We start from the raw sequence: 20,261 nt of genomic DNA, 5'->3' as shown, positions 1-20,261 counted from the left end.
CAAACCTTCTTGGCGGTGTATAACTTAATTATATCCAGATTGGAGGAATTTCACCATGTCTAAACCGTTGCAAATTTCGGCTGATACAGCTGTCAAGCTTTCTGAGCAGCTAGGCGTGCCGATCGAGCACCTGATGCATATGCCACGCCATCTCTTGCTGCAGAGGCTGGCTGAGCTGGCCAAGTCAGATGCACCCGCCGTCGCAGAGAGCGACAAGCAATCATGATTCCGTTCGAAAGAGCTTGGCCCTATGACATTATTATGGGCGATCTCTATGTTTCAAGCTGTCCTTTCTGCGAGGCAGACAATGTGCTTCTTCCCGTAAAGCCGGCAGAACTTCCTGAAATTCAGGACGGATTTAAGCGATTGCTCGTCTTTCCTTGCTGCCGGAACAAGGTTACCCTTATTGATGCAGACGGAGACTACTTGTTAACGAATCGTGTACTGCGTCCAAAAAAACATTAAGCGGAAGTTGAAACCTTTTCCGCAACCAAGGTTAAGCTATCATTTTGAGAAATGTTGCCAGATGCTTGTTCAGATCTGGCTTCTATTCCTTGACGTATGAACTGCCATTGCTCACGGCTGGCGCGAATCATAGCCGCATCAACAATCTTCTTGTCATTCACGACGCGGGAGAACCACCGCACAGCCTCGTTTAATTCACCAATTCGACGGTTCAGCTCGCCGATTAAATACATCAGCTTGGCATTGTTTAGCGAAACTCCCTCTGCTTCATACACACGTATGTATGCCTGCAGTGCAAACCGCAAAAACTTCACTTCCTCATCGTGATTGCCTTTATAACGATAAAGCCACGCAATATGATGCAAAATCCCTGCAATTACACGATCCTTCTCACCGATAAGCTGCGCAGAGAAAAGCGCTAGCTTATAGCTGGCCATAGCCATCGCTTCATTTCGCTCACCGCAGTAGTCCTGATGATTCCAGCGAAAGCCAACCTCATCGAAAAACTTCTTTTTCTGTAGATCGTTTAACTGGCCTATACCATTTTCCGTAGAAGCAAATCCACAATTCGGACAAACCCGCACTACATAAAAATCAGGGTTCACCTCTGCTTTATAATATCCACAAAAGTCAGTATCCGAATTAACTGCCCTCTTAAAGCTCGGTCTCACTCGCGAAGTCATAAAAATTTTCTCGCAGCAGATGCATTCTATTTTGGATTGGTATAGTGGTTCCATAACGATCACGTCTCCTCTTCAGATGTGTTCACAAAGTGATGTGCAGGTCCGGATAGTCTAGTGATAACAATTGATTGCAGCTCTTCATCTATGCCAACCTCCCGCAATGCTTCTCGCATACAGGAAAGCCAAGCTTCAGCACGCTCAGGTGTGATAGGGAAAGGTAAATGTCTGGCTCTCATCATCGGATGTCCATATTCATCCGAGTAAAGGGATGGACCTCCAAAAAACTGAGTTAAAAATAAATATTGCTTCTCCACAACAGGGTCAATGTCTTGTGGGAACAAGGGAGCTAATAAGGGATGAGCTTGTACCCTCGGATAAAAAGCTTCCACAATTAGTCTTAAAGTCTCAGATCCGCCAAGCGCTTCGTAAAGGCTTATTTTACTATTCATCATTAGAACATCTCCAGTATGTAGGTAATTAGTATTATAACACAAATCATATTTCGAAGGTAAACAAAAAAAGACTCGCAGCTTATCGATGCGAGCCTCATAAATTCGTACATATTACCTATTAACCCTCATAATCCTCTTCTCCAGGCGCCGTAAGAGATTCACGAATGACATAGACGAAAGCACATACCAAGATGCCTGCGATTATACTCATGGCCATCACTCCAACCGTTTCAAAGGTAATTCTATTGTACCATAAAAATTTTAGTTATCCAGCTTTTTGTAAGCGTTTTCTATTTCAATTGTATTAATTATTAATGACACTGAAGTGATGGATGTCCATCTACTTACATATATGTGTAGGAGGGGTTGTACATGATCAGGGATCACTGTTTCAACTACCAATCCAACCATTTGAGGAGGCGGTATTGTTGCTGCGCTCGTTCGTTCATCCGTTATCCTTAACCGCCCTCGGCGCTATTTTCATCGTATTGCTCATGACGATATTCCCTACTGAAACTTTGGGCTCCTCGCTCCGCGGACTTTCCATATGGTGGCATGTGCTATTCCCTGCCCTTTTCCCTTTTTTTGTTATATCGGAGCTGCTGCTCGGTTTTGGCATTGTGCATTTCTTCGGCAAGCTGCTTGATCCGCTTATGAGACCCCTATTTCGCCTTCCCGGCATCGGAGGGTTTGTAGTTACTATGGGCTATATTTCCGGATACCCTGTTGGAGCAAGGCTGACAGCCCAGCTTTGGGAGCAGCGGCTAGTCAATCGGGCCGAAGGAGAGCGTCTCGTTGCTTTCACGACCACCTCTGATCCTATTTTCCTAATCGGTGCCGTTTCCGTAGGCTTCTTTCAAAATGCAGCGCTCGCGCCAATCCTTGCAGCAGCGCACTACGGCAGCGGTTTAATCATTGGCCTGCTTATGCGATTCCACGACCGCCATGCCCCATCTTCCTCTGAAAAGAAAATAAGCGATGCTGCAGGTGTGCGAAATGCTCGAAGGAAATCCCGGATAGCTGAAGCACTCAAAGCGATGCACGAGGCTCGCCTCCTTGATGGACGCGGTCTTGGGAGACTTCTGCAGGACTCTGTTGAGTCCGCGCTGCGCCTCATGATTGTCGTTGGCGGCCTGGTCGTTTTTTTCTCCGTTGTGATGGAGATGCTCACGCATGCAGGGATAGTTGAAGCACTCGCAGAAGCGCTTCGATATTTGTTTCATCTAATCGGTCTGCCAGCCCCTCTGGCTGATGCGGGCATTATTGGCTTCTTCGAGGTCACCCTCGGCGCTAGGGCGGCAGGTACAGCAGGTACAGGGCTTATGCATCAAGCAGCTATTGCTGCTTGGGTGCTCTCCTGGGGCGGTTTGTCGGTGCATGCTCAAATTGCCAGTCTGCTCAGCAAAACAGATTTACGCTATCGTCCTTTTTTTCTATCCAGAATTTTGCATGGTTTTCTAGCCATGGCACTTGTTTACCTCCTTTGGGGCTGGATGGCCCCTTAAAACGCCCTGCTTGAGTGCAACATTGCCGACTTGCATTGAATTTAAAGGCGATTTCCTTTATCATCTTAAGTACTATGGAGATCGGAAGGAGATTTATCTTTGAAGTATGCGGTTATAGATCGAGGCGATGCTTTATCCAAATCGTTAGCGGAAAAATTCCATACATTAGCGTCAGAGCACGGCTTCGCTCGCAATGATGAAGCACCTGAAATCGTCATTTCGATCGGAGGAGACGGAACGCTCCTGCTCGCCTTTCATAAATATGTGAGTCAAATAACAGATGTTGCTTTTGTCGGCGTTCATACCGGTCATCTCGGCTTCTACGCTGATTGGCAAGCTGATGAGATCGAGGAGCTCGTTAAAATAATGGCCAACGAGACGCCGAAAATAGTCAGATATCCACTGGCGGAAATTCAACTGGAAACCCCTACTGAAACACGTCACTATTTGTCCTTGAATGAGTTTACGCTTAAAGGCGTCGATGGCACGCTCGTCGCTCAAATTAATGTAAATGATGAAATGTTCGAAATGTTTCGTGGAGACGGAATCGTAATTTCCACCCCGTCTGGAAGCACTGCCTATAATAAAAGCTTAGGGGGAGCTATTGTCCACCCTTCAATAGAATCGCTGCAAATCGCAGAGATCGCTTCTATTAACAATCGTGTGTATCGTACGCTTGGCTCTTCCGTGCTGTTGCCGAAGCATCATCATTGCGACATTATTTCCAAAAAAGAGCAGCGGCTCCAGCTTGCCATTGATCATATCAGCATTATGCGCAGCGACATCCGCTCCATTCGCTGCAGCGTATCCAGCCGCAAGGTCAGCTTTGCAAGGTATCGGCCTTTTCCTTTCTGGACTCGTGTGCGAGAGGCATTTCTTGGCTATGATGTGAGATAGGCTATTTTATTAAAAAAAGACACTGAAGCGCCAGCTATAGGCGTTCAGTGTCTTTTTTGATTGTTTTTTTCGATTCGGCTGATGCAGCTGCAGCTTCACTTGCTGCAAGTCGGAATGGTTTTTTTCCACGCTGGTCATTGCCTTTGTAGCCGCCCTTGCGCTGCTGATTATCACGCTTCCCGCCGGCCGGTGGTTCAGTGCTGCGGCTTTCAACGGCGACTTGACTGTCGCTGCTGGTTTTCGTGTTGCTGCGATTGGAGCTTCTATGACGGTTTTCACGAGGCTGATAACGGCTATGCCGGTCACGCTCTGTTGATGGCACAGAAGTATTCTCTTTAGCGCTTGCAACCTCTTCGCCCGCTGCATCTGTGTCACCAGATAATTCGACTAAGCCCGCTGCTGCCGCGAGAAGATCCGCTGCTTCAATACGAGGCCGCTGATCCTCCGCGTCCAAATCGTAATCCTCAGGCTCTCGTTTAGTGCTTAAGGTTTTCTCCAGAATGAAATAAGCACAGCCAAAATTACAGTATTCATTAATGTAATCCGACATACTTGAGAAGTTGCTCTCTTTCGTTGCTTTCTGATGATTATCTCGGAAGAAGCCCTTCAGCCGAAGCTGACTGTAGCCCCAATCGCCAATAATGAAATCATAACGCTCAAGCACTTCACTGTATCGATCACGAAAAGCTTCAGGATTCCAGCCATTTCGATTCTCATGAACAATTTCGTATGATTTTCCGCCGATATGAATCAAAGCCATGTTCTCCACCTCATCTTGAGCGTCAGTTATACGCTGCTCGAGCAAGCACCGGAGGAAACCTCACGGTCAACTACGGTATCTGCAGCAATCGCTGCGTGTGCCGAATCGGTCTGCTCGTGCGCATGATAAGAGCTGCGTACTAGCGGTGCGGATTCCACATGCCGGAAACCGCGCTTCAGCCCTTCTTCTTTTAATTTTGCAAATTCATCTGGGTGGACATAACGTACGATTGGCAAATGCTTAGGTGACGGCTGCAAATATTGACCTAATGTCAAAATATTCACATCATTGGCACGAAGATCATCCATCGTTTGCAAAATCTCGTCCCATTCCTCGCCCACGCCAAGCATAATGCTCGATTTGGTCGGAATTTTCGGTTTCATCTCTTTCGCGCGCTTTAACAATTCCATCGTACGGCTGTATTTCGCCCTCGCACGAACGCGGTCTGATAGCCGCTCCACTGTCTCAACATTATGGTTGAGAATGTCTGGATTAGCATCCATGACGATTTGCAGTGCATCCTTATTGCCTAAGAAATCGGGAATAAGCACTTCGACGCGGCAAAAAGGCATCCGTTTGCGAATGGCGTGAACCGTTGCTGCAAATATCGATGCGCCGCCGTCCTTTAGATCATCGCGAGCTACCGAAGTAACAACACAGTGCTGCAAGCCCATTTGCTCAGCTGCCTCTGCTACGCGTTCTGGTTCATCCAAATCAAGCTCCGTCGGCATGCCTGTCTTAACCGCGCAGAAACGGCACGCGCGGGTACATATATCGCCCAAAATCATAAATGTAGCTGTGCGGTTCGCCCAGCATTCATAAATGTTTGGACAACGTGCTTCCTCGCATACCGTATGTAGTGTTTTAGAACGCATCATATTTTTAATTTCGGCAAAATTGCCGTCTGTAGCTAATTTTATGCGAAGCCAATCTGGCTTTTTGAGTGTTTCTTGTTCTTTCATATGAGGTGACCTGCTTTCAAGTTCATTTATAAATCCTAAACTCATGCGCTTATTATAACATGTTTCAATAAAAAATAGCACTTTCTCAGCATTTCGTTTCAGCTCCAAACGCAAGCAAGCTGATTTTATTACAGCCGTTTTCGAATAAAAACCAATGATTAGCTAATTATAACTTCATAGCCGTATGCTTTTGGAAGGGTGAGACGTTTGAAATTGACTACTACTATTGTTTCAGCTTTAACGACAGCCTTCTTGCTTCTTGCTCTGCCCGCCGATCTGATAACAGCAGCTCCTGCTTTCAGTCGGCAGACAGCAGCAAATGAGCAAGCAGCATCGGAGTCAGATCCGTTCCCTGCCAGAAGAGGCTTATATGAGAAGCTTAGCTTGTTTACTGAAATTCCTTGGTACTGGATCGCAGCCGTTGATCAATATGAGCGTTCTATGTCCAAGGTTCGCCCCAAGGCACGGCCTATGCTCGGCAGCACCGTAGGGGTGTTCATTGATCAAGAGCACTGGGCGGGCCCTCTCAATCCAAATACAGAGGACAGCTCTCCAGCGTCCATTCGTTTCTTTAACGGCATTGGACGTGACGGGGATGGAAATGGGCAAGCCGAGCGTACAAACGATGTTGATCTGCTATATTCCCTTGTAAGCCGTATTGCCGCTTATGGGATAGCTGAAGACGATTTTGCAATCGGGCTCTGGGAATATTATCAGAACAACCGCTCCGTTCAGCGTATTCAACAGTTCGCACGAATTTACGAAACATTTGGCAAGCTAGATTTGTTTGAGCATGCTTTCCCCGTGCCGATTGGCACTAACTATGCCTATAACAGCACGTGGGGAACCGGACGAAGCTGGGGCGGCAGGCGAACGCATGAAGGAACTGATATTTTCGCAAACCACGGTCTTCCTGTACGCAGTACCTGCTATGGGGTCGTTGAGGTCAAAGGGTGGAATCCTTACGGCGGCTGGCGAATCGGGATACGTGATCTCAACAACTTCTACCACTATTACGCTCATCTATCCGGCTATGATAAAACCATTAATATAGGTGATGTCGTTAAGCCGGGTCAGGTTGTAGGCTGGGTTGGGAGCTCTGGCTACGGCAAGCCAGGCACGCAGGGAAAATTCCCGCCTCATTTGCATTACGGCGTATACAGTGATCGCGGCTTAATTGAATGGTCTTTTGATCCCTATCCGATGCTTCGACGGTGGGAGCAGGCAGAACGCAAACAAATGAAGGCCAAGGGGAAACGACTGTAGCCGTTTCATTCCCAGAAATATAGAGAAAGTATAGCGAAAGGGTATACTTCCCTATATTTCGAAAAATAGTATAGCTTTCTCTTATTAAGAAGAAACGACTTTATTATCTTCTGCACATGAAGACTATAAAGTCGTTTTTATGTGAGGTGCTATTTTGTAGCGGCGTTGCCTGCATGGTTGGACGCGTTGCTCTGACCATTGGAATGGTTCGATCCATCCGCAGACGCCTCTGTCGATTCACCTTCATTAGTGGATTCACCATTCCCATTTTGCGGGCTCGAGCTGACTCCTCCTGAAGAACCCTGTCCTAGCGGCACCGAGATGTTCGGCGCTTGTGCTGCAGACTCCCCAACGGGCTTGCCCGTGTTATCGTAATAGTACATCGGCACATCGCCGACCACGAGCAAATAGGAGATCGGAATATCGGTCTCTACGATTTCCGGTTCGGTGTCAAAGGGGATAATAATCGTAACCTCAGCAATAATTCGAATGTACACCTCGACCAAAATCATATTGATGCCTGCGTCCTTCTGGCGTGTACTCAGATCGACCTTCACAGCACCGACAGGCTCGAACTTCACCGGCACTCTTGGACCAAAGGAGGAAATGATCGCGCTATTAAGCGCATGCCCAATTGGAATATGCTCTGGAATGCCCTTCATTTCATTTAATGTATTTTGAACGGTATTAATCGTTTGCGAGGTAATGCTCATATGCTCGGCATAATTGAGCATAAAGCCCGATATTTTCCCGTTGTTGTTCATTTTCCAGTCTATAAGCTTGTCGTTACCTGCTCGCGTCGCTACCTGCTCGGTGATTGCTTTATTGATCGCTTGTGTTGCCATTTGCTTCACTCTTATTTTGGCGATATTCATAAGCGGCGGACGCAAATTTTTCTCTATATACACAAAAGATTGAATCGAAAAAACCATCATGATAAGAAATACGATCAAAAAAATAGTTCGAAGACGAAAGCGCGGCTTCGCAGGCCGTGCTCCCCAGACGCTTCCTGCTCCGCCACTGCTGCCGCCCGGTCGGCTGCTGAATTTCGACGTTGTCCGCTTTGTCTTCCATCTTCCACCGCTGGCGCCGGCGCTCGATTGCGATCCCCATTTCAGTACGGATGAACCGGCTCCCGTTCCCCATTTTTTTGGTGCTGTACGGGGCGCAGTCGAGCTCCCTCGACTGCCCCAGCTGACCGTCTTTATTTTAGAGAATGGACGACCTGACCAGAGCTGCATCCGGCTCCCGCCAAACCCTCGAAACCGCCAGCCCCGTCTCCCCCACTTCGCCAAACCAATCCCCTCCCCTCCCGCAACAAGTTGTCTGCCTTCATTACACATACCTATGCAGAACTCGGCCAAATAAGAAGACGACCTGACTAGCCTTTGCAACACTATCACTCATCGGATAAACTATAATTAATCATTTATCGTATTAAAGGAGCATACCAATGTCCATAAACCGACGGCTTCACACCGATCTGGATTTTGAAGAGGTATTAGAGCAGCAGCTGCGCATTCGTGTTTTCCGTGACAATCTGCTCATCGATTCCAGCTCGCTAATCGTCCGGTTTGACGATAGCATCATTGTGACCCAATCAGGGGTAAGCGATATTGCCTATCATAACCGGAAGGAATGTGAATTTTTTCTGCTTAGAAAGCACTGATCCAAATGAATTCAAAATGGTGTTGTCCTAATCGCCTTCTTGCGAACGGATAACACCATTTTTATTGTTGAAGCTGTCTTCTACACTCGTTTGGAACCAGGTACTATATTAAGTTGGTACTTACATGTTTAGGAATATGTTGTAAACTAAGGACATCAACAACAACTCAGTTCGGGAGGGTTTCACAAATGGATAAAATGGAAACGATGCATGTACGCAAACCTGCAAATTTTTATCGTAGACGCAATACACCTACTTATACTTTTATGGCTTGGGCAGCGTTTATTATCGCCTGCGGCTTTGAGTTTGTTGGCATCTACACGCTTGAGCAGCCCATGTCCGTACAAGGCTATTACGCCGTAACCGGCGTTCTCTTAATCATCACCTCGTTCCTTCTCCAAAAGGTGGCGCGTGATAATGATGAGGATAAATTTCTCAAGGAATACAATCCCAGCTATAGAAACCGCAATACCTCAGCCTTCACATTCATGGCATGGGCAGGCTTTATTCTAGCCGTTCTTGCCCAATACATCGGGATATACGTTCTTGAGGAGCCGCTTTATGTAAAAGGCTATTATGCGATTGCCGGTGCGTTCTTGATTGTCGCTTGCCTTGTTCTTCAGAAAACGATTCGCGACAACGAGGAAGACAGCCTGCATACAAATGCTACTGAGGATTTTGAAGGTTAAAACCACAAAGGAGCTGTTCCAGAAGGCATCCGGCCTTATGGAACAGCTCCTTTCATTCGCCCTATAAAGTCTCCGCTAGATGAAGGAGAAGCGCCTACACTGCACTTTGTACAATGAAAACCTCACATGAGAGCTCTTTCAGACGGCCGCATTGTACTATTGCAGTAGAATGAGCGCCAAACCAACGAATATCACCCTAGAATGGACATTCTATTGCACAAACTTTGGGCGCTGTGCGAGTACAGCCAGATGCTGTGATTTCCTTAGACAGTTAAGGCAAGAATAAGAGCTGCAAAAGCGAACCGTTCGTTTCTCCACAACGATCTTCTCGCTTCGTCTAAACTTCATTTTTTAAAATTCAACTTCTATATATAATATGAAAAAATGCAGCTGATCAACGTGTGTTGGTCAGCTGCATTTTTGTTTATTGCTATTACGCTATAATAGATTTAATTTGTATGTCCCGCGCTTGACTCAAATCCAAAAAATAATCGGCCAGCTTAATTAGAGGTGTCTCAATATTATGCGGGTTAATATAGACAACCTCGCCTTCACGGCCGTCAGTCAGCAGCACCTGCTTCCCCACAAGCCTCTTCATTAAGTTTTCAATAAAAAGCGAGACAATTTGCGGGTTTAGTGCGCCAAATCGTCCTTCACTCATTTGACTAACAATTTCATGAAAAGACAACGGCTCATGATAAGGGCGTCTTGAAGACATCGCATGAAAAATATCTGCCACGGCTACAATCGAGCTAAATAAATCTATATTTTCTTTCTTTAGACCGAGTGGATAACCTTTGCCATCCTCACGCTCATGATGCTGGAGAGCTACGCGGGCAATCCTCATGCTAAGGCCGGTCGTTCCTTTCAGCAGCTCGTAGCCCAAAATCGTATGTTTCTTAATTAATTGAAACTCAACCTCGTTCAGCTTGCCTGGCTTATTCAGCACTTCAAGCGGAAGCTTTACTTTACCAACATCATGCAGCGTTGCAGCCAATGACAAAATCGAGAGCTCAGTGTCATCCAAATTCATCCACCTGCCGATGAGCGTCGATATAATGCCTACTCCTACGTTATGCTGGTAAACATAGTCATCCTTGGCTTTCACTGCTTCAAATAATTCGAAAATATCCGGGTTTTTGGACAGTTGCAAAATCGCTGGAAGCACCCCGTTGCGAATCTCGATCAAAGGAACCTTCCGAGATACAAGTATAGACTCAAATAAGTCCTTCGAAACTGTAACCGTTTGCTGTACGAGTTCACCTATTTGCATGCTGTTCTCTTCGACATGCTTCTTGTCTAGATCAAAATTTAATAATGATAAATCTATCCGATGGTTAATCAATACATTTAAAGATTCACGAGTGAGAATTGCACCAGCCGGAACTATCGTAACGCCGTATGTATTTAAAATATCGTTCTTCATTTTTTTACCGATCAAATGCTCCATCTTCTCACTCCTCGAGCTCGGAACTTCCAATTTCAAGTTTACCATATCCTAGTTAAGAAGTGATCAATTATAATATAAGAAATTACTATACAGTATGTAAAAAAGCTGGAAAGCAGGTGTTGCAATGGAATTATATTTTAAAGATAATTTTTTTAGCGCTGGACAGCTATGAGCTTATTGCAGTCGTGATGGGCGTTCAAAGCATACAGAAGGCGGCAAGAAACGCAGCTAATTAAGATTTTCCCTCCAGTTCTAATTTACACACGAAGTATAAAATATGGAAATAAGAACATCATATGGCTATTGCCGTTTGATTACGCAGTGAATTTAGATAACCATATTGGAGGGATACGATGAATAAAATTGTGATGCTAGTCTGCTTGATGTTTCTGACTCCATTGTATGGCTCCATTATGGCAGAATCAAGCCCTGGGCCTGCTCAATTGCTGATTCCGATCATCAATAGCGAAGGAAAAAATATAGGAGCCGCACAGATTATGCAAAAGGCAGATAAGGTCTATCTGCACATTGAGGCGCAGCAGCTCCCTCCAGGCAAGCATGGTGTCCACTTCCATGCGGTTGGCAAATGCGATACGCCTGACTTCACATCTGCCGGCGCTCATTTTAATCCGCTTAACAAGCTGCATGGTTTTAATAATCCCAAGGGCTACCATAACGGCGATCTACCCAATATCGAAGTGGGCAGCGATGGGAAGGTAAGCGTAGACATCATAAGCACGGATGTTACTCTTATTGAAGGCAAAGCAAACTCTTTGCTAAAGGAAGAGGGTACGGCGCTTGTCATTCATGAGAAAGAGGATGATTATGTAACCGATCCTTCTGGCAACTCCGGCAATCGCATCGCTTGCGGCGTTATTAAATAGCCTCGTCAATAATAGTAATGAGTTGATTCAAAGAAAGGCTGTTAAGCAGAAGGATTTCTGCTTAACAGCCTTTCTTTTCCGTATTAAAACATTTTTATCGGATCGCCAGCCTCAACATCGAAGACCGACCTATCTTTATCTGCAGCTTTGCTGCGCTATTTCTCTTCAAGAAGCTTCAGGATCACGGTAACCGCCTCGGCACGTGTCGCTTTGCCTTGAGGATTAAACCGTCCATTTCCGACGCCTTGAATGATAGATTTTTGTTGAGCCGTCGCTACATAGGTCCTTGCCCAGGACGAAATACTCTTATCATCAGTAAAGGACGTTACAGCTTCAGCAGCCGTGTCAAAGCCTCCAGCACGAACGATCATAGCAGCCATTTCCTCTCGCGTAATGAGTCGATTTGCATAAAATTTTTGATCCTCATACCCGGTAATCCATTTTTTCTTCGCTGAAGCCGCCACATATTCTCTAGCCCAGTCCGGAATAAGTGCTGCATCAGCAAACGCAAACTCCTTTTCCGGTGGGAGCTGCAAGGCACGTGCGAGCATAACAGCGAATTCCGCCCGCGTAACGCTGCGATTGGGAAGGAAGGTTCCGTCCGTATAGCCGTTAACGAATCCTAGCGCAGAAGCCTTGTAAATAGCAGACTCGCCCCAATGTCCCGCGAGATCGCTAAAGAGCTGCAGCTTATGAGTGATGCTTGGCTCATAGGTTTTCATATCCAGAGCAGAATCGACCAGCTGTATACGATTGAGCTTAAGCTCCGCAGCGCCTGCTGTAACTCTTTCAAAGGTCAGCGTAGCAAGCATTAGATCACCGTCTAGACCAGCAACAGGCCCAACCTTCGTATGAGCCATTTGTATTTCGCTGCCGTTGATAATAGGCGCTACAGTAAATCCGGAAAATCCACTAGTTCCTTGCTTAAGCTTCAGCTTCTTCGGATCAAAATTCAAATAAATATGGTAAGCATAAACATCTTTAAGTCCTTTTCCTGTTATCGCAACCGTTGCCTCTTTGCCGGAATATTCAACGTCCATAGCAAAGACAGGAGCTGCTGGGGTTTCTGCTGCTGCAGCCGTGGAAGGCAGCAGTAAAATAACGCATAAGAACAAGAGCAGGGCTGTCGTTTGAATTCGTTTGTTCATCATTTCATGATCTCCTTCTGCATCTGAATAGGCTAAATAGAGTTAGTTATAATTGCAGCAAAGGAAGGCAGCTCTGCCTTCCTTGCTCATTGTGATGTTACTCTGTTGCCCAATCGTCAAGAATCATTCTTGCGACGGCAGCAAGAGTTCGGATATTGATAATCTCGTCACCATAGATATCCGCTCTCTCGATCATATTCCAATTTGCGTCGTTCGCTTTGGTACCGAAGTACTTTGCGATAAACGATAAGTCGCGAATTGTAATTTTGCCTGCACCTTCTACCAAAGCTATAAACTTAGCAGAGAATGCTTGAACAGCAGCATCTAAAGTTTGAGCAGACTGATTCACTAGCGACTGACTCGCCGACGAGTTGTTTTTAACCAATACCGCCGCATCAATTGCGATTTTCAGCGCTGCTTTCGAACCGATAGCATATTGGCCGACTTTGACACCCTCTACCGCTTTATCATACTTTGCTTGAGCGGCAGCAATCGCAGCAATTAATGCTATTTTGTCCGCAGGATTACTGACTTCCGAATTGACGGAATTTCTGAACGTTTGCACGGCTTCGCTTAATGCATGAACAGCCGCGCTCACCTCAGCTTCGCTTGCTCCAGCATAGGACTGTACAGCCTTCGCATCTCCAATTGCGAGTGCTAGAGCTTCCTTGGCGCTGCTCGGATATTGTCCTGGCTGCGAGCCTGCAACGGAAGCTGCATAAAGCTGCCCAGCGCTAACAATCGATTCATTTAATGCTGCTTTATCCGCTAATTTTATTACTGTAGTCAGCGTTGCAGCTTCTGTATTGACCGTATTGAAATTACCGTTCAATGATACGTTAAAATCGCTTAACGATACGTTTGTCGCACCAAGCTCAGCACTCGCCCTCACCCTCGCGCGCAGCTCGAACAAATCTCCGTCCTGCATAATGGCGTTTGGATCAACAACGGCCATAATAATACGAATCTTCCCCTGCTCCGGCACAATCTTAGTTCCAATGACTTGCAATCCTTCTTGAAGCGGTACAATGACATTATCGTCTACGGATAGGAAGACTTCTACATCTTCTGCCTCCCCTGCTTCATCCGATTGCACTGCGAACTCCAGTCTGGAAGGATCATAGCTTACAATTAAATCAAGTGCGTTAAAGCCTTGCAGCAATCCTGCAATTCCGATGCTCATCGCGACTTCTTCCTGAATGACCGCTTGCTCTTGTCCGTTCAGTACGGCAGTTAGCGTCTCCTGAACAGGAGTTATTGTAGTCAATCCAACTAATGCAGCTTGCAAATTCGCTGCCGCCGCATCTACCAGCCTTTGCGGTGCATCTGAAAGAATCGCCATTGCTTCGTCAATTGCTGCAACCAGTCTGGAGTAGCTCTCTTCGGTGTACCTTGCAGCTTCTTTGCCCTCTGCTTCTTCAAGCAGAAGCTCAAGCAGTGTGTTGTCCCGCAATTTTTTGAACAGCTCCAGCTCTGCAACGTTCGCGTTGCCCGTTGGCGAGTAATAGCGGATATAACGGAAGGCAGATACATCCGTAGTATCGACCGTGTACCACTTGCCTTCGGTAATGCCGTTTATGGAATACAAATTCATCCAGTCTGTCTCGTTGTTCGAGCCTTGCAGACTTGATCCGTTGACACGTGCGATATGTTCTGCTTTCGTGTTTCTAGGATAGAAGCGGAAGGCTGCAATGCCTTTGGCATGCCCTTCGCCGAAATCGACGCTAATCCAAGCTGGATTCGTCTTCGCATCCGTAAACGTAGCTGTGTTTCCATCGTAGGCTTGCCATCCGTTCAAAGCTGCGGTTAATTTGTTGTCATAGCTTACAGAAGATGATGTCACCATATCAGAGGTCACAACAATTTTCTCAGAGAGTGTGCTTACTGGAACCAATAGTGCTACTGCTCTTGCAATATCTCCCGCAAGCTGCTCTCTGCTAGCTCCTGGCTTCATCAGTTCAGACTCGATTGGAGTCCATGCCTGATCGAATATATAATAGCTGCCCTTCGTATAAAGTACTGAAGGAATCGTTACGTTCAGCTGCACGGTTTGACTAACCGTAAACCTGCCATTGGTTACATGAAAAATAACAGAATGAATTCCCACATCTTTATTTTCAGGCTTCCATGACAGCTCGCCATTTACAGCATTAAACACAGCGCCCACCGGCAATCCTTCGACCGAATAACTTAGCTTCTCTCCAAGCGGGTCAGTTGCGTTCAGCTTCAGACTGAATGCCGATCCAGAGACAAGCTCTGTCGAAGGAGCTTGTGTAATGATAGGTCCTCCCAATACTGTAATCTTGACGATGCGGGAAGATTGCTTCTCACCGCTGGAGAGAGTAAACGTAATGTTATGCTCGCCACCTTGATGAATGCCAGGCGTCCAACTGAATGATTGCGTCTCGGCGTTAAACACAGCACCGCTCGGCAAGTTTTGCACGCTGAATTGCAGATTCTCCTCTGCTTTTTCCGCTCTTACCAAAAATGAAAGCGTACCTTCAGCCGTAATTGTTTTATTGCCGATCGGTGCGAGAACCGGAACGCCTTCCAAATATTTCAATTCCGCAAAAGCCGTTTGTAATCGATTAGCTGCATCATCCACGGCTGCTTGAAGCGCATCTGCTGCATCGAAAATCAGCTTGGCAGACGCAGCCTCCTGTGCAAGATTAGCTAAGCTTTCTTCCGTATAAATAGAGGCTTCAACCGCCTCAGCTTCATTCAACAAATAAGTAAGCAATGTTCGGTCCATACCCATTTCCAACAGCTCAATTTCCGCATAATTGGAGTAACCGGCATGGTTATCATAAACACGGATATACTGGTAGGCAACGGGACTTGAGACAATGCCCGAATACCACTGATAATCGACGGCACCGGCCATCGTATAAAGATCGGTCCAGTTGATTCCATCTTGTGAGCCTTGAACAATACTGCCATTCACACGGCTAATATAGCCTGTTCTTCCGTGGAAACGAACGGTATCTACGGTCTTCTCGTTACCCATTCCAAAATCAAGCGTGATCCAGCTTTCTGCTAGTCTCGTATTTGTAAAAGTTGAGAGAGTACTATCAAATGAATACCAGCCATTTTGCTCCGCCGATATATTGTCATTGCCGTAACCAAGCGTCGAAGCTTTCACCATCGATTGCTCGACCGGTATTCTGGTCAGCAAGGTTCGATAGGATACGAGCAGGGTATGCGCCTGATAAATATCCAGAATAAGCTGCTCCTCATCGAACTCCGGTTTAGCCATTTCTCCTTTAATACGATCAAGCTCCTGCACGAACAAATAGTAGCTTGCCTTTGTATAATCCTCAGAGGCAAGATTCTCTGCATCCGCCATGACGGTCAATATAGAATCCGCCTGAACCGATACCGTCTCGGAGAACGCACCGTACGTTCCATCACCATATACGGCTCTGACCTTATAATAAAAATTGCCGTATTTCAAGCTTGCTTCCTGGAAAAACGTTTTTGTATTGCCCTTCACAACAGCTGTCCAAGGCGATCCTCCTGCGAGCTCCGAGGTTGTCCCGATAAATACAGGATCAGTCGCGCCTGCAGCAGCATCGTTAGTCCGATACAATTCAAAGGAAGCTGCCTGCTTCGGTTTATTCCAGTAAAGAGCTACATTATCCTTTGCCTTTACGATATAAGGCGCTATGACGCCTCGCTCCGTCTCAACGACCGATACATCGCTAAAGGATGCTTGCTCCGCAGCAGCCACACCTGCGAATAAAGCATGTGCAAACGGCGTGAATAGTTGACGAACGAAGGTCCAGTCTTCCCCATCCTTCGAAACGAAGGCGGTAATAAGATGTGAATCGGCATCGCGCACGAGCCTTAAGTAAGGATAATCGTCCGCTGTTAAGCCTAATGAGCCGGCACTATATGGGCTCGCCGTTAGATTGGACCATTGGTGGCGGCTGTCTCTTGTTCTGTTTTGCAGCGTTAGAATGCCGTCCTCATCCGCTCCGAAATAAATATAGCGGGTATTGGAATCAAGGCTGTCACGCAGCATAATGCCGCTGAATGCCCCACTGTAGCTATTTACTTTAGCTGTTAAGGATACGCTGCCGGCAATTGCTTGATTCACGTAATGAAGCGAATCATTGATGTCGCGGCGCTCAATGATATAATCATCACCGGTGCCAAAGCCCTCGCCGTCTGCTCCTTCTATCGAAATCTCGTTTTCCGCTATAGAAGCCATTCCTGCCGTCACATCACCAATGCGGTCATCGCGCCATTTTGTTGCTGTTTGAGCGGTTATTGGCAAGTTCATGACGACCTCCGCACGATAGGAATCCCAGCCCGGACCATTCTTATTTACCGCAGTAACGATATAATAATAGGTTTTTCCGTTAATTGCCGTCTCGTCCTTGTAGGAGCTGCCCTGCACATCTTCCGCAATAATCGAATAAACTCCATTTTCCGTTTCTGAACGTTTAATCGTGTACGATTCAGCACCGGATGTTCTTTTCCAAGTCACGACTGCATAATTGTTGCCTGCCAATGCTTTGGAGAAATCAACATGAAACGGCTTCCGACCGATTTCGATATCCGATGTAAGCTTCAATACTAGTGCAGACATAGGAGATACAGAAACCTGGCCGTTAACGACTGGAATGTTTTGGCCGGTTACTAGATCTAGAACCTCAGCTCCGGTGTAATCCGCCGGAATTTCCACCTCAAAGGTTTGTTTATTACCATATTCATCCCGAGTCGAATTAAATATCATAAAGTATTGGCCATACCTTGCCGTTAACAAATCAGGATAACCGGCATAGGCATGGTCTACTTCAAAGTTGTCACGAATGACCTCTCCAACACCCGGTTGATACGTAATAGGGGCGATTTCGCCTGCTAATGCTTGCGGAAACCCGCTCGCGTTTGCCGCTTGATCAGACATATAATCAACATCGACATTATCCATCCGAAGATAATAATCCTCGTATTGGAATTTAGCATTCGTTGCAATTTGCACGATATGATCATAATTCCCATTAAGCACATGGAGTCGGCCATTTCCAACGAATCCGCGGTTTAGCTCGTTCAAAGCACCGAAAATCGTAGTGTCTCCATCTCTTAAGGCAACGAACATAGCATCGACGTCTACCCAAGCCAATTGCTCGTAATCAGCTGCTTCAACTTCTAGCGAAGCTAGCTCGTCCTGCGTATAGTAATCAAAATCCGTTAAAGGATGGACAACTCCTGCTGAAACGGAATCAAAACGGTCGTAATTGCTCCGCTCTTCCGTAATGTATCGATACGTATCCTCTACCTGATAATCCACCTTATAGCTTAGGTTTCCAAAATACTGAAAAAATTGATGATCCGCAATTTGCTGCTGCACGAAGCCAACAGCTGCACTCGCATGTTTCCATGCCGCTTCCCACTCTGGCCCGCTATAATTAGCCTCGTTTTGGATCATATATTTCTCTAATGAAGCGAATAGAAGCGCTCTTCCTTCCGAAACCCTAGTAGCATAAGCATATACGCCCTGCAGCCCCGGATTCCGTTCATCAATGACCTGCTCCATTCTCATAATACGTTTCCCATTATCATCAAGCTCTGTATAGCGGGTAAATCCGCGGGCATAAATATTTTTTAGAGCGAGCTTCAATATTTCATCGTTTAATTGCTCGTCACCTTCATGGTTAGCGGTTTTATACACATACTCCGGTAAATAGTTGGCAGCCTCGCCGTAGTTTCCTACGTAATTATTTTCTCTAGTTAAACCGGCATCCGTTATACCCGTGAAAAACTCACCAAACGGTAATCTCCTAACGACATTTCCGTTGTCGTCCAGCTTGCTTTTTGCTAATCCCTTACCGATAATATATACGTAATCATCCGTAAACTGAGCAGTAGCATCATGGTAGAACAACGAATGGTAGACATCCAGCTCCTCTCCATTCGGGCCTACAAGCACCTCTTCACCTAGAAACGGCCTTGCCCCAAGCGCTTCAAGTAATATTTCACGGCTTCTTTGTTTCCCTTCGTAATAGGAGGAATTAATTAAGCGCAAGCCCTCATGTGCCTCCCATGCTCCCTCATAGGTGTAAAGGATCTGATTGTAGATATTGGATAGACGTGAACGGGCAAAATCAAAATTCGCCTTCAGCACTCTCTCCCACGCTTCCCGGCGCGTCAGCTCCCCGCCAGCCCAATCGACTCCCGCCAGAGAGTATGGTCCTTCAACCGTTCCCGTGACGAACGCTTCGTCAAGAAAATCATTAAAGACTTGTTCTCCGTAAATGCCATCGTCTTTAATTAAATTTTCGACAATGTATAAAGCTTCACCAAGCGCGCCGTAGTAGCCTCCCCAGTCTCCTTGGTGGCCGCCACGCAGCACTAGTCTCGTATCGCCATAATAATCCTTTACATGGTTGTCTATTACTTTAAATATTCGTTTGATCGCTGCCTGCTTCAGCTCAGGCGAATTTGCCAGCGACCAGTCATAGCTCAAAGCATTTGCATAAAACCGCAGCTCATCCTGATAACGAACAATGGATAATTTTGCGTTTGAGCTTGCATCAACCTTAGATGAAAACCCATTAAATTGATTGATTTGCCCCTGTGTGTATCCAGCAAGCAGCGCCTGCTTCTCCACTTCCGTCGGTTCCGATGCCAAAATAGCAGCCGGATCACCCGCTGGTTCTTCGCCCTGTACTTCGCTCGACACGTTCAAGCTTGGCTGCGTGTGAGTATAAGCGTTGTAATACCCTCTTGAATCCGCTTCCATTTTACCGAAAATATTAAGCGTCTTAATCGTAATCTCAACCGTATCAAGTCCATTTGTCGACTCTATCGGAAGCATAACGGTGTTATAAAAAAACCTTCCAGGCAATGCTTTGGAATTACCCATATTAATAGCTTGGTAGTCGCCTTTGCGGTAATATCCAACTTGCTCGCCGTTAATATTTACTGTGCTGGTATAACTAGAAGAATCATCGCCCCAGAACTTTAGCGTAAAATAGTTCTGCTCATGCGGATCAACCTTCATCTTGAAAATGAGATCCCCGCCCTGCGCCTCGACAGGAGTCAGCGGCTTGGATACTCTCGCTTTTGCTCCTAAGCCGCCTGTAATAACGACGGTTGAAGCCCCTTTGAACACATGCTCATTCTCAGATGCTGGATTGCCGAATATAAGCTTATCCATATAATTTGCAGATAGATTCCCATCTGCTGCCTCCACATAGGTGCTTTGACCTGGCATCGGTATTAAGAGCGAGATGAATAATACGGCTGCCAGAATACCAGCTGTTAGCTTCTTAACCAGTGCCGATCGATTGCTTTTCTGATTCGTTTCCAATGACATACTGTTCATTTTTGAGAACATCCTCCTAAGTGTACATTTATTTGTAATGTAAACCTTACCATAATGAAAACGCTTAAAATATTGTAATATCATTCATTTTGATTCTA

General features: G+C 46.2%; 15 protein-coding genes and 2 pseudogenes. 9 read left to right on the top strand and 8 right to left on the bottom strand.

Translation table 11 applies throughout. The features are described 5' to 3' along the window. Positions 1-55 precede the first annotated feature (55 nt). On the top strand, positions 56-226 hold the full coding sequence (locus MHI37_RS06765; RefSeq protein WP_076334502.1) for a YycC family protein: 171 nt from the start codon (positions 56-58) through the stop codon (positions 224-226). Then, positions 223-465 carry a hypothetical protein gene (locus MHI37_RS06760; RefSeq protein ID WP_076334503.1) on the top strand — a complete coding sequence of 81 codons (243 nt, stop codon included), beginning with the start codon at positions 223-225 and terminating at the stop codon, positions 463-465. The genes MHI37_RS06765 and MHI37_RS06760 overlap by 4 nt, the downstream gene beginning before the upstream one ends. On the opposite strand, the gene MHI37_RS06755 is transcribed toward MHI37_RS06760, so the two are convergent. Further along, positions 462-1,202, bottom strand: coding sequence for a DUF2225 domain-containing protein (locus tag MHI37_RS06755; protein ID WP_076334504.1), 741 nt, complete (start codon positions 1,200-1,202; stop codon positions 462-464). The genes MHI37_RS06760 and MHI37_RS06755 overlap by 4 nt on opposite strands. Positions 1,203-1,207: 5 nt before the next feature. Beyond that, a complete protein-coding gene (locus tag MHI37_RS06750; RefSeq protein ID WP_076334591.1) occupies positions 1,208-1,597 on the bottom strand; it encodes a globin in 390 nt (129 codons plus the stop codon). Between the two features lie 431 nt (positions 1,598-2,028). Between MHI37_RS06750 and ylbJ the strand changes: the two genes are divergently transcribed. Then, complete coding sequence (gene ylbJ / locus MHI37_RS06745) at positions 2,029-3,105, top strand: sporulation integral membrane protein YlbJ (protein WP_076334505.1); 1,077 nt, start codon at positions 2,029-2,031, stop codon at positions 3,103-3,105. A gap of 99 nt (positions 3,106-3,204) precedes the next feature. After that, positions 3,205-4,002: an NAD kinase gene (locus MHI37_RS06740; protein WP_076334506.1), complete on the top strand. Its 798-nt coding sequence runs from the start codon at positions 3,205-3,207 to the stop codon at positions 4,000-4,002. A gap of 487 nt (positions 4,003-4,489) precedes the next feature. Here MHI37_RS06740 and MHI37_RS06735 read toward each other — a convergent pair. Next, positions 4,490-4,756, bottom strand: a pseudogene (locus MHI37_RS06735) (YutD family protein); the annotation flags it as partial. Between the two features lie 32 nt (positions 4,757-4,788). Then, positions 4,789-5,769 carry a lipoyl synthase gene (gene lipA / locus MHI37_RS06730; RefSeq protein ID WP_256709376.1) on the bottom strand — a complete coding sequence of 327 codons (981 nt, stop codon included), beginning with the start codon at positions 5,767-5,769 and terminating at the stop codon, positions 4,789-4,791. Between the two features lie 162 nt (positions 5,770-5,931). Here lipA and MHI37_RS06725 point away from each other — a divergent pair, with 162 nt between their 5' ends. Then, the gene (locus tag MHI37_RS06725; protein WP_256709378.1) at positions 5,932-6,990 is read left to right on the top strand and encodes a M23 family metallopeptidase; all 1,059 of its coding nucleotides are present in this window, start codon (positions 5,932-5,934) and stop codon (positions 6,988-6,990) included. Between the two features lie 149 nt (positions 6,991-7,139). Here the strand turns inward: MHI37_RS06725 and yunB are convergent, their stop codons facing one another. Next, on the bottom strand, positions 7,140-8,285 hold the full coding sequence (gene yunB, locus MHI37_RS06720; protein ID WP_076334509.1) for a sporulation protein YunB: 1,146 nt from the start codon (positions 8,283-8,285) through the stop codon (positions 7,140-7,142). Positions 8,286-8,443: 158 nt separating this feature from the next. On the opposite strand from yunB, the gene MHI37_RS06715 reads away from it, so the two are divergent. The 3 genes and pseudogenes from MHI37_RS06715 to MHI37_RS06705 all read left to right on the top strand — a co-directional run bounded on the left by MHI37_RS06715 (position 8,444) and on the right by MHI37_RS06705 (position 9,348). Next, positions 8,444-8,659: a hypothetical protein gene (locus MHI37_RS06715; RefSeq protein ID WP_076334510.1), complete on the top strand. Its 216-nt coding sequence runs from the start codon at positions 8,444-8,446 to the stop codon at positions 8,657-8,659. Between the two features lie 188 nt (positions 8,660-8,847). Continuing rightward, positions 8,848-9,063 (top strand): annotated as a pseudogene (locus MHI37_RS06710) (YiaA/YiaB family inner membrane protein); the annotation flags it as partial. An 84-nt stretch (positions 9,064-9,147) separates the two neighbouring features. Next, on the top strand, positions 9,148-9,348 hold the full coding sequence (locus MHI37_RS06705) for a YiaA/YiaB family inner membrane protein (protein ID WP_256709430.1): 201 nt from the start codon (positions 9,148-9,150) through the stop codon (positions 9,346-9,348). A 433-nt stretch (positions 9,349-9,781) separates the two neighbouring features. On the opposite strand, the gene MHI37_RS06700 is transcribed toward MHI37_RS06705, so the two are convergent. Beyond that, positions 9,782-10,798: an HD-GYP domain-containing protein gene (locus MHI37_RS06700; RefSeq protein ID WP_076334511.1), complete on the bottom strand. Its 1,017-nt coding sequence runs from the start codon at positions 10,796-10,798 to the stop codon at positions 9,782-9,784. A gap of 353 nt (positions 10,799-11,151) precedes the next feature. Between MHI37_RS06700 and MHI37_RS06695 the strand changes: the two genes are divergently transcribed. Beyond that, positions 11,152-11,682 (top strand): superoxide dismutase family protein, encoded by a 531-nt coding sequence (locus tag MHI37_RS06695; protein WP_076334512.1) that lies wholly within the window; start codon positions 11,152-11,154, stop codon positions 11,680-11,682. A 155-nt stretch (positions 11,683-11,837) separates the two neighbouring features. On the opposite strand, the gene MHI37_RS06690 is transcribed toward MHI37_RS06695, so the two are convergent. Both MHI37_RS06690 and MHI37_RS06685 read right to left on the bottom strand, forming a co-directional pair. Then, positions 11,838-12,833 carry an S-layer homology domain-containing protein gene (locus MHI37_RS06690; protein WP_076334513.1) on the bottom strand — a complete coding sequence of 332 codons (996 nt, stop codon included), beginning with the start codon at positions 12,831-12,833 and terminating at the stop codon, positions 11,838-11,840. Between the two features lie 94 nt (positions 12,834-12,927). Further along, positions 12,928-20,163 carry a putative Ig domain-containing protein gene (locus MHI37_RS06685; protein ID WP_076334514.1) on the bottom strand — a complete coding sequence of 2,412 codons (7,236 nt, stop codon included), beginning with the start codon at positions 20,161-20,163 and terminating at the stop codon, positions 12,928-12,930. Positions 20,164-20,261: the final 98 nt, after the last annotated feature.

The organism is Paenibacillus sp. FSL H8-0548, assembly GCF_038630985.1.
Classification (GTDB): Bacteria; Bacillota; Bacilli; order Paenibacillales; family Paenibacillaceae; genus Pristimantibacillus.
Note: the sequence above shows the minus strand (reverse complement) of the source record. Positions and strands in the feature narration are given on the sequence as shown.

What these genes read in the sequence shown, in the direction of transcription:
- MHI37_RS06750 (WP_076334591.1), bottom strand. Translation starts at nt 1,597, where the DNA reads ATGAATAGTAAAATAAGCCTTTACGAAGCGCTTGGCGGATCTGAGACT.
- MHI37_RS06685 (WP_076334514.1), bottom strand. Translation starts at nt 20,163, where the DNA reads ATGAACAGTATGTCATTGGAAACGAATCAGAAAAGCAATCGATCGGCA.
- lipA (WP_256709376.1), bottom strand. Translation starts at nt 5,769, where the DNA reads ATGAGTTTAGGATTTATAAATGAACTTGAAAGCAGGTCACCTCATATG.
- MHI37_RS06690 (WP_076334513.1), bottom strand. Translation starts at nt 12,833, where the DNA reads ATGATGAACAAACGAATTCAAACGACAGCCCTGCTCTTGTTCTTATGC.
- MHI37_RS06705 (WP_256709430.1), top strand. Translation starts at nt 9,148, where the DNA reads ATGGCATGGGCAGGCTTTATTCTAGCCGTTCTTGCCCAATACATCGGG.
- MHI37_RS06755 (WP_076334504.1), bottom strand. Translation starts at nt 1,202, where the DNA reads ATGGAACCACTATACCAATCCAAAATAGAATGCATCTGCTGCGAGAAA.
- MHI37_RS06700 (WP_076334511.1), bottom strand. Translation starts at nt 10,798, where the DNA reads ATGGAGCATTTGATCGGTAAAAAAATGAAGAACGATATTTTAAATACA.
- MHI37_RS06760 (WP_076334503.1), top strand. Translation starts at nt 223, where the DNA reads ATGATTCCGTTCGAAAGAGCTTGGCCCTATGACATTATTATGGGCGAT.
- MHI37_RS06715 (WP_076334510.1), top strand. Translation starts at nt 8,444, where the DNA reads ATGTCCATAAACCGACGGCTTCACACCGATCTGGATTTTGAAGAGGTA.
- MHI37_RS06765 (WP_076334502.1), top strand. Translation starts at nt 56, where the DNA reads ATGTCTAAACCGTTGCAAATTTCGGCTGATACAGCTGTCAAGCTTTCT.
- MHI37_RS06695 (WP_076334512.1), top strand. Translation starts at nt 11,152, where the DNA reads ATGAATAAAATTGTGATGCTAGTCTGCTTGATGTTTCTGACTCCATTG.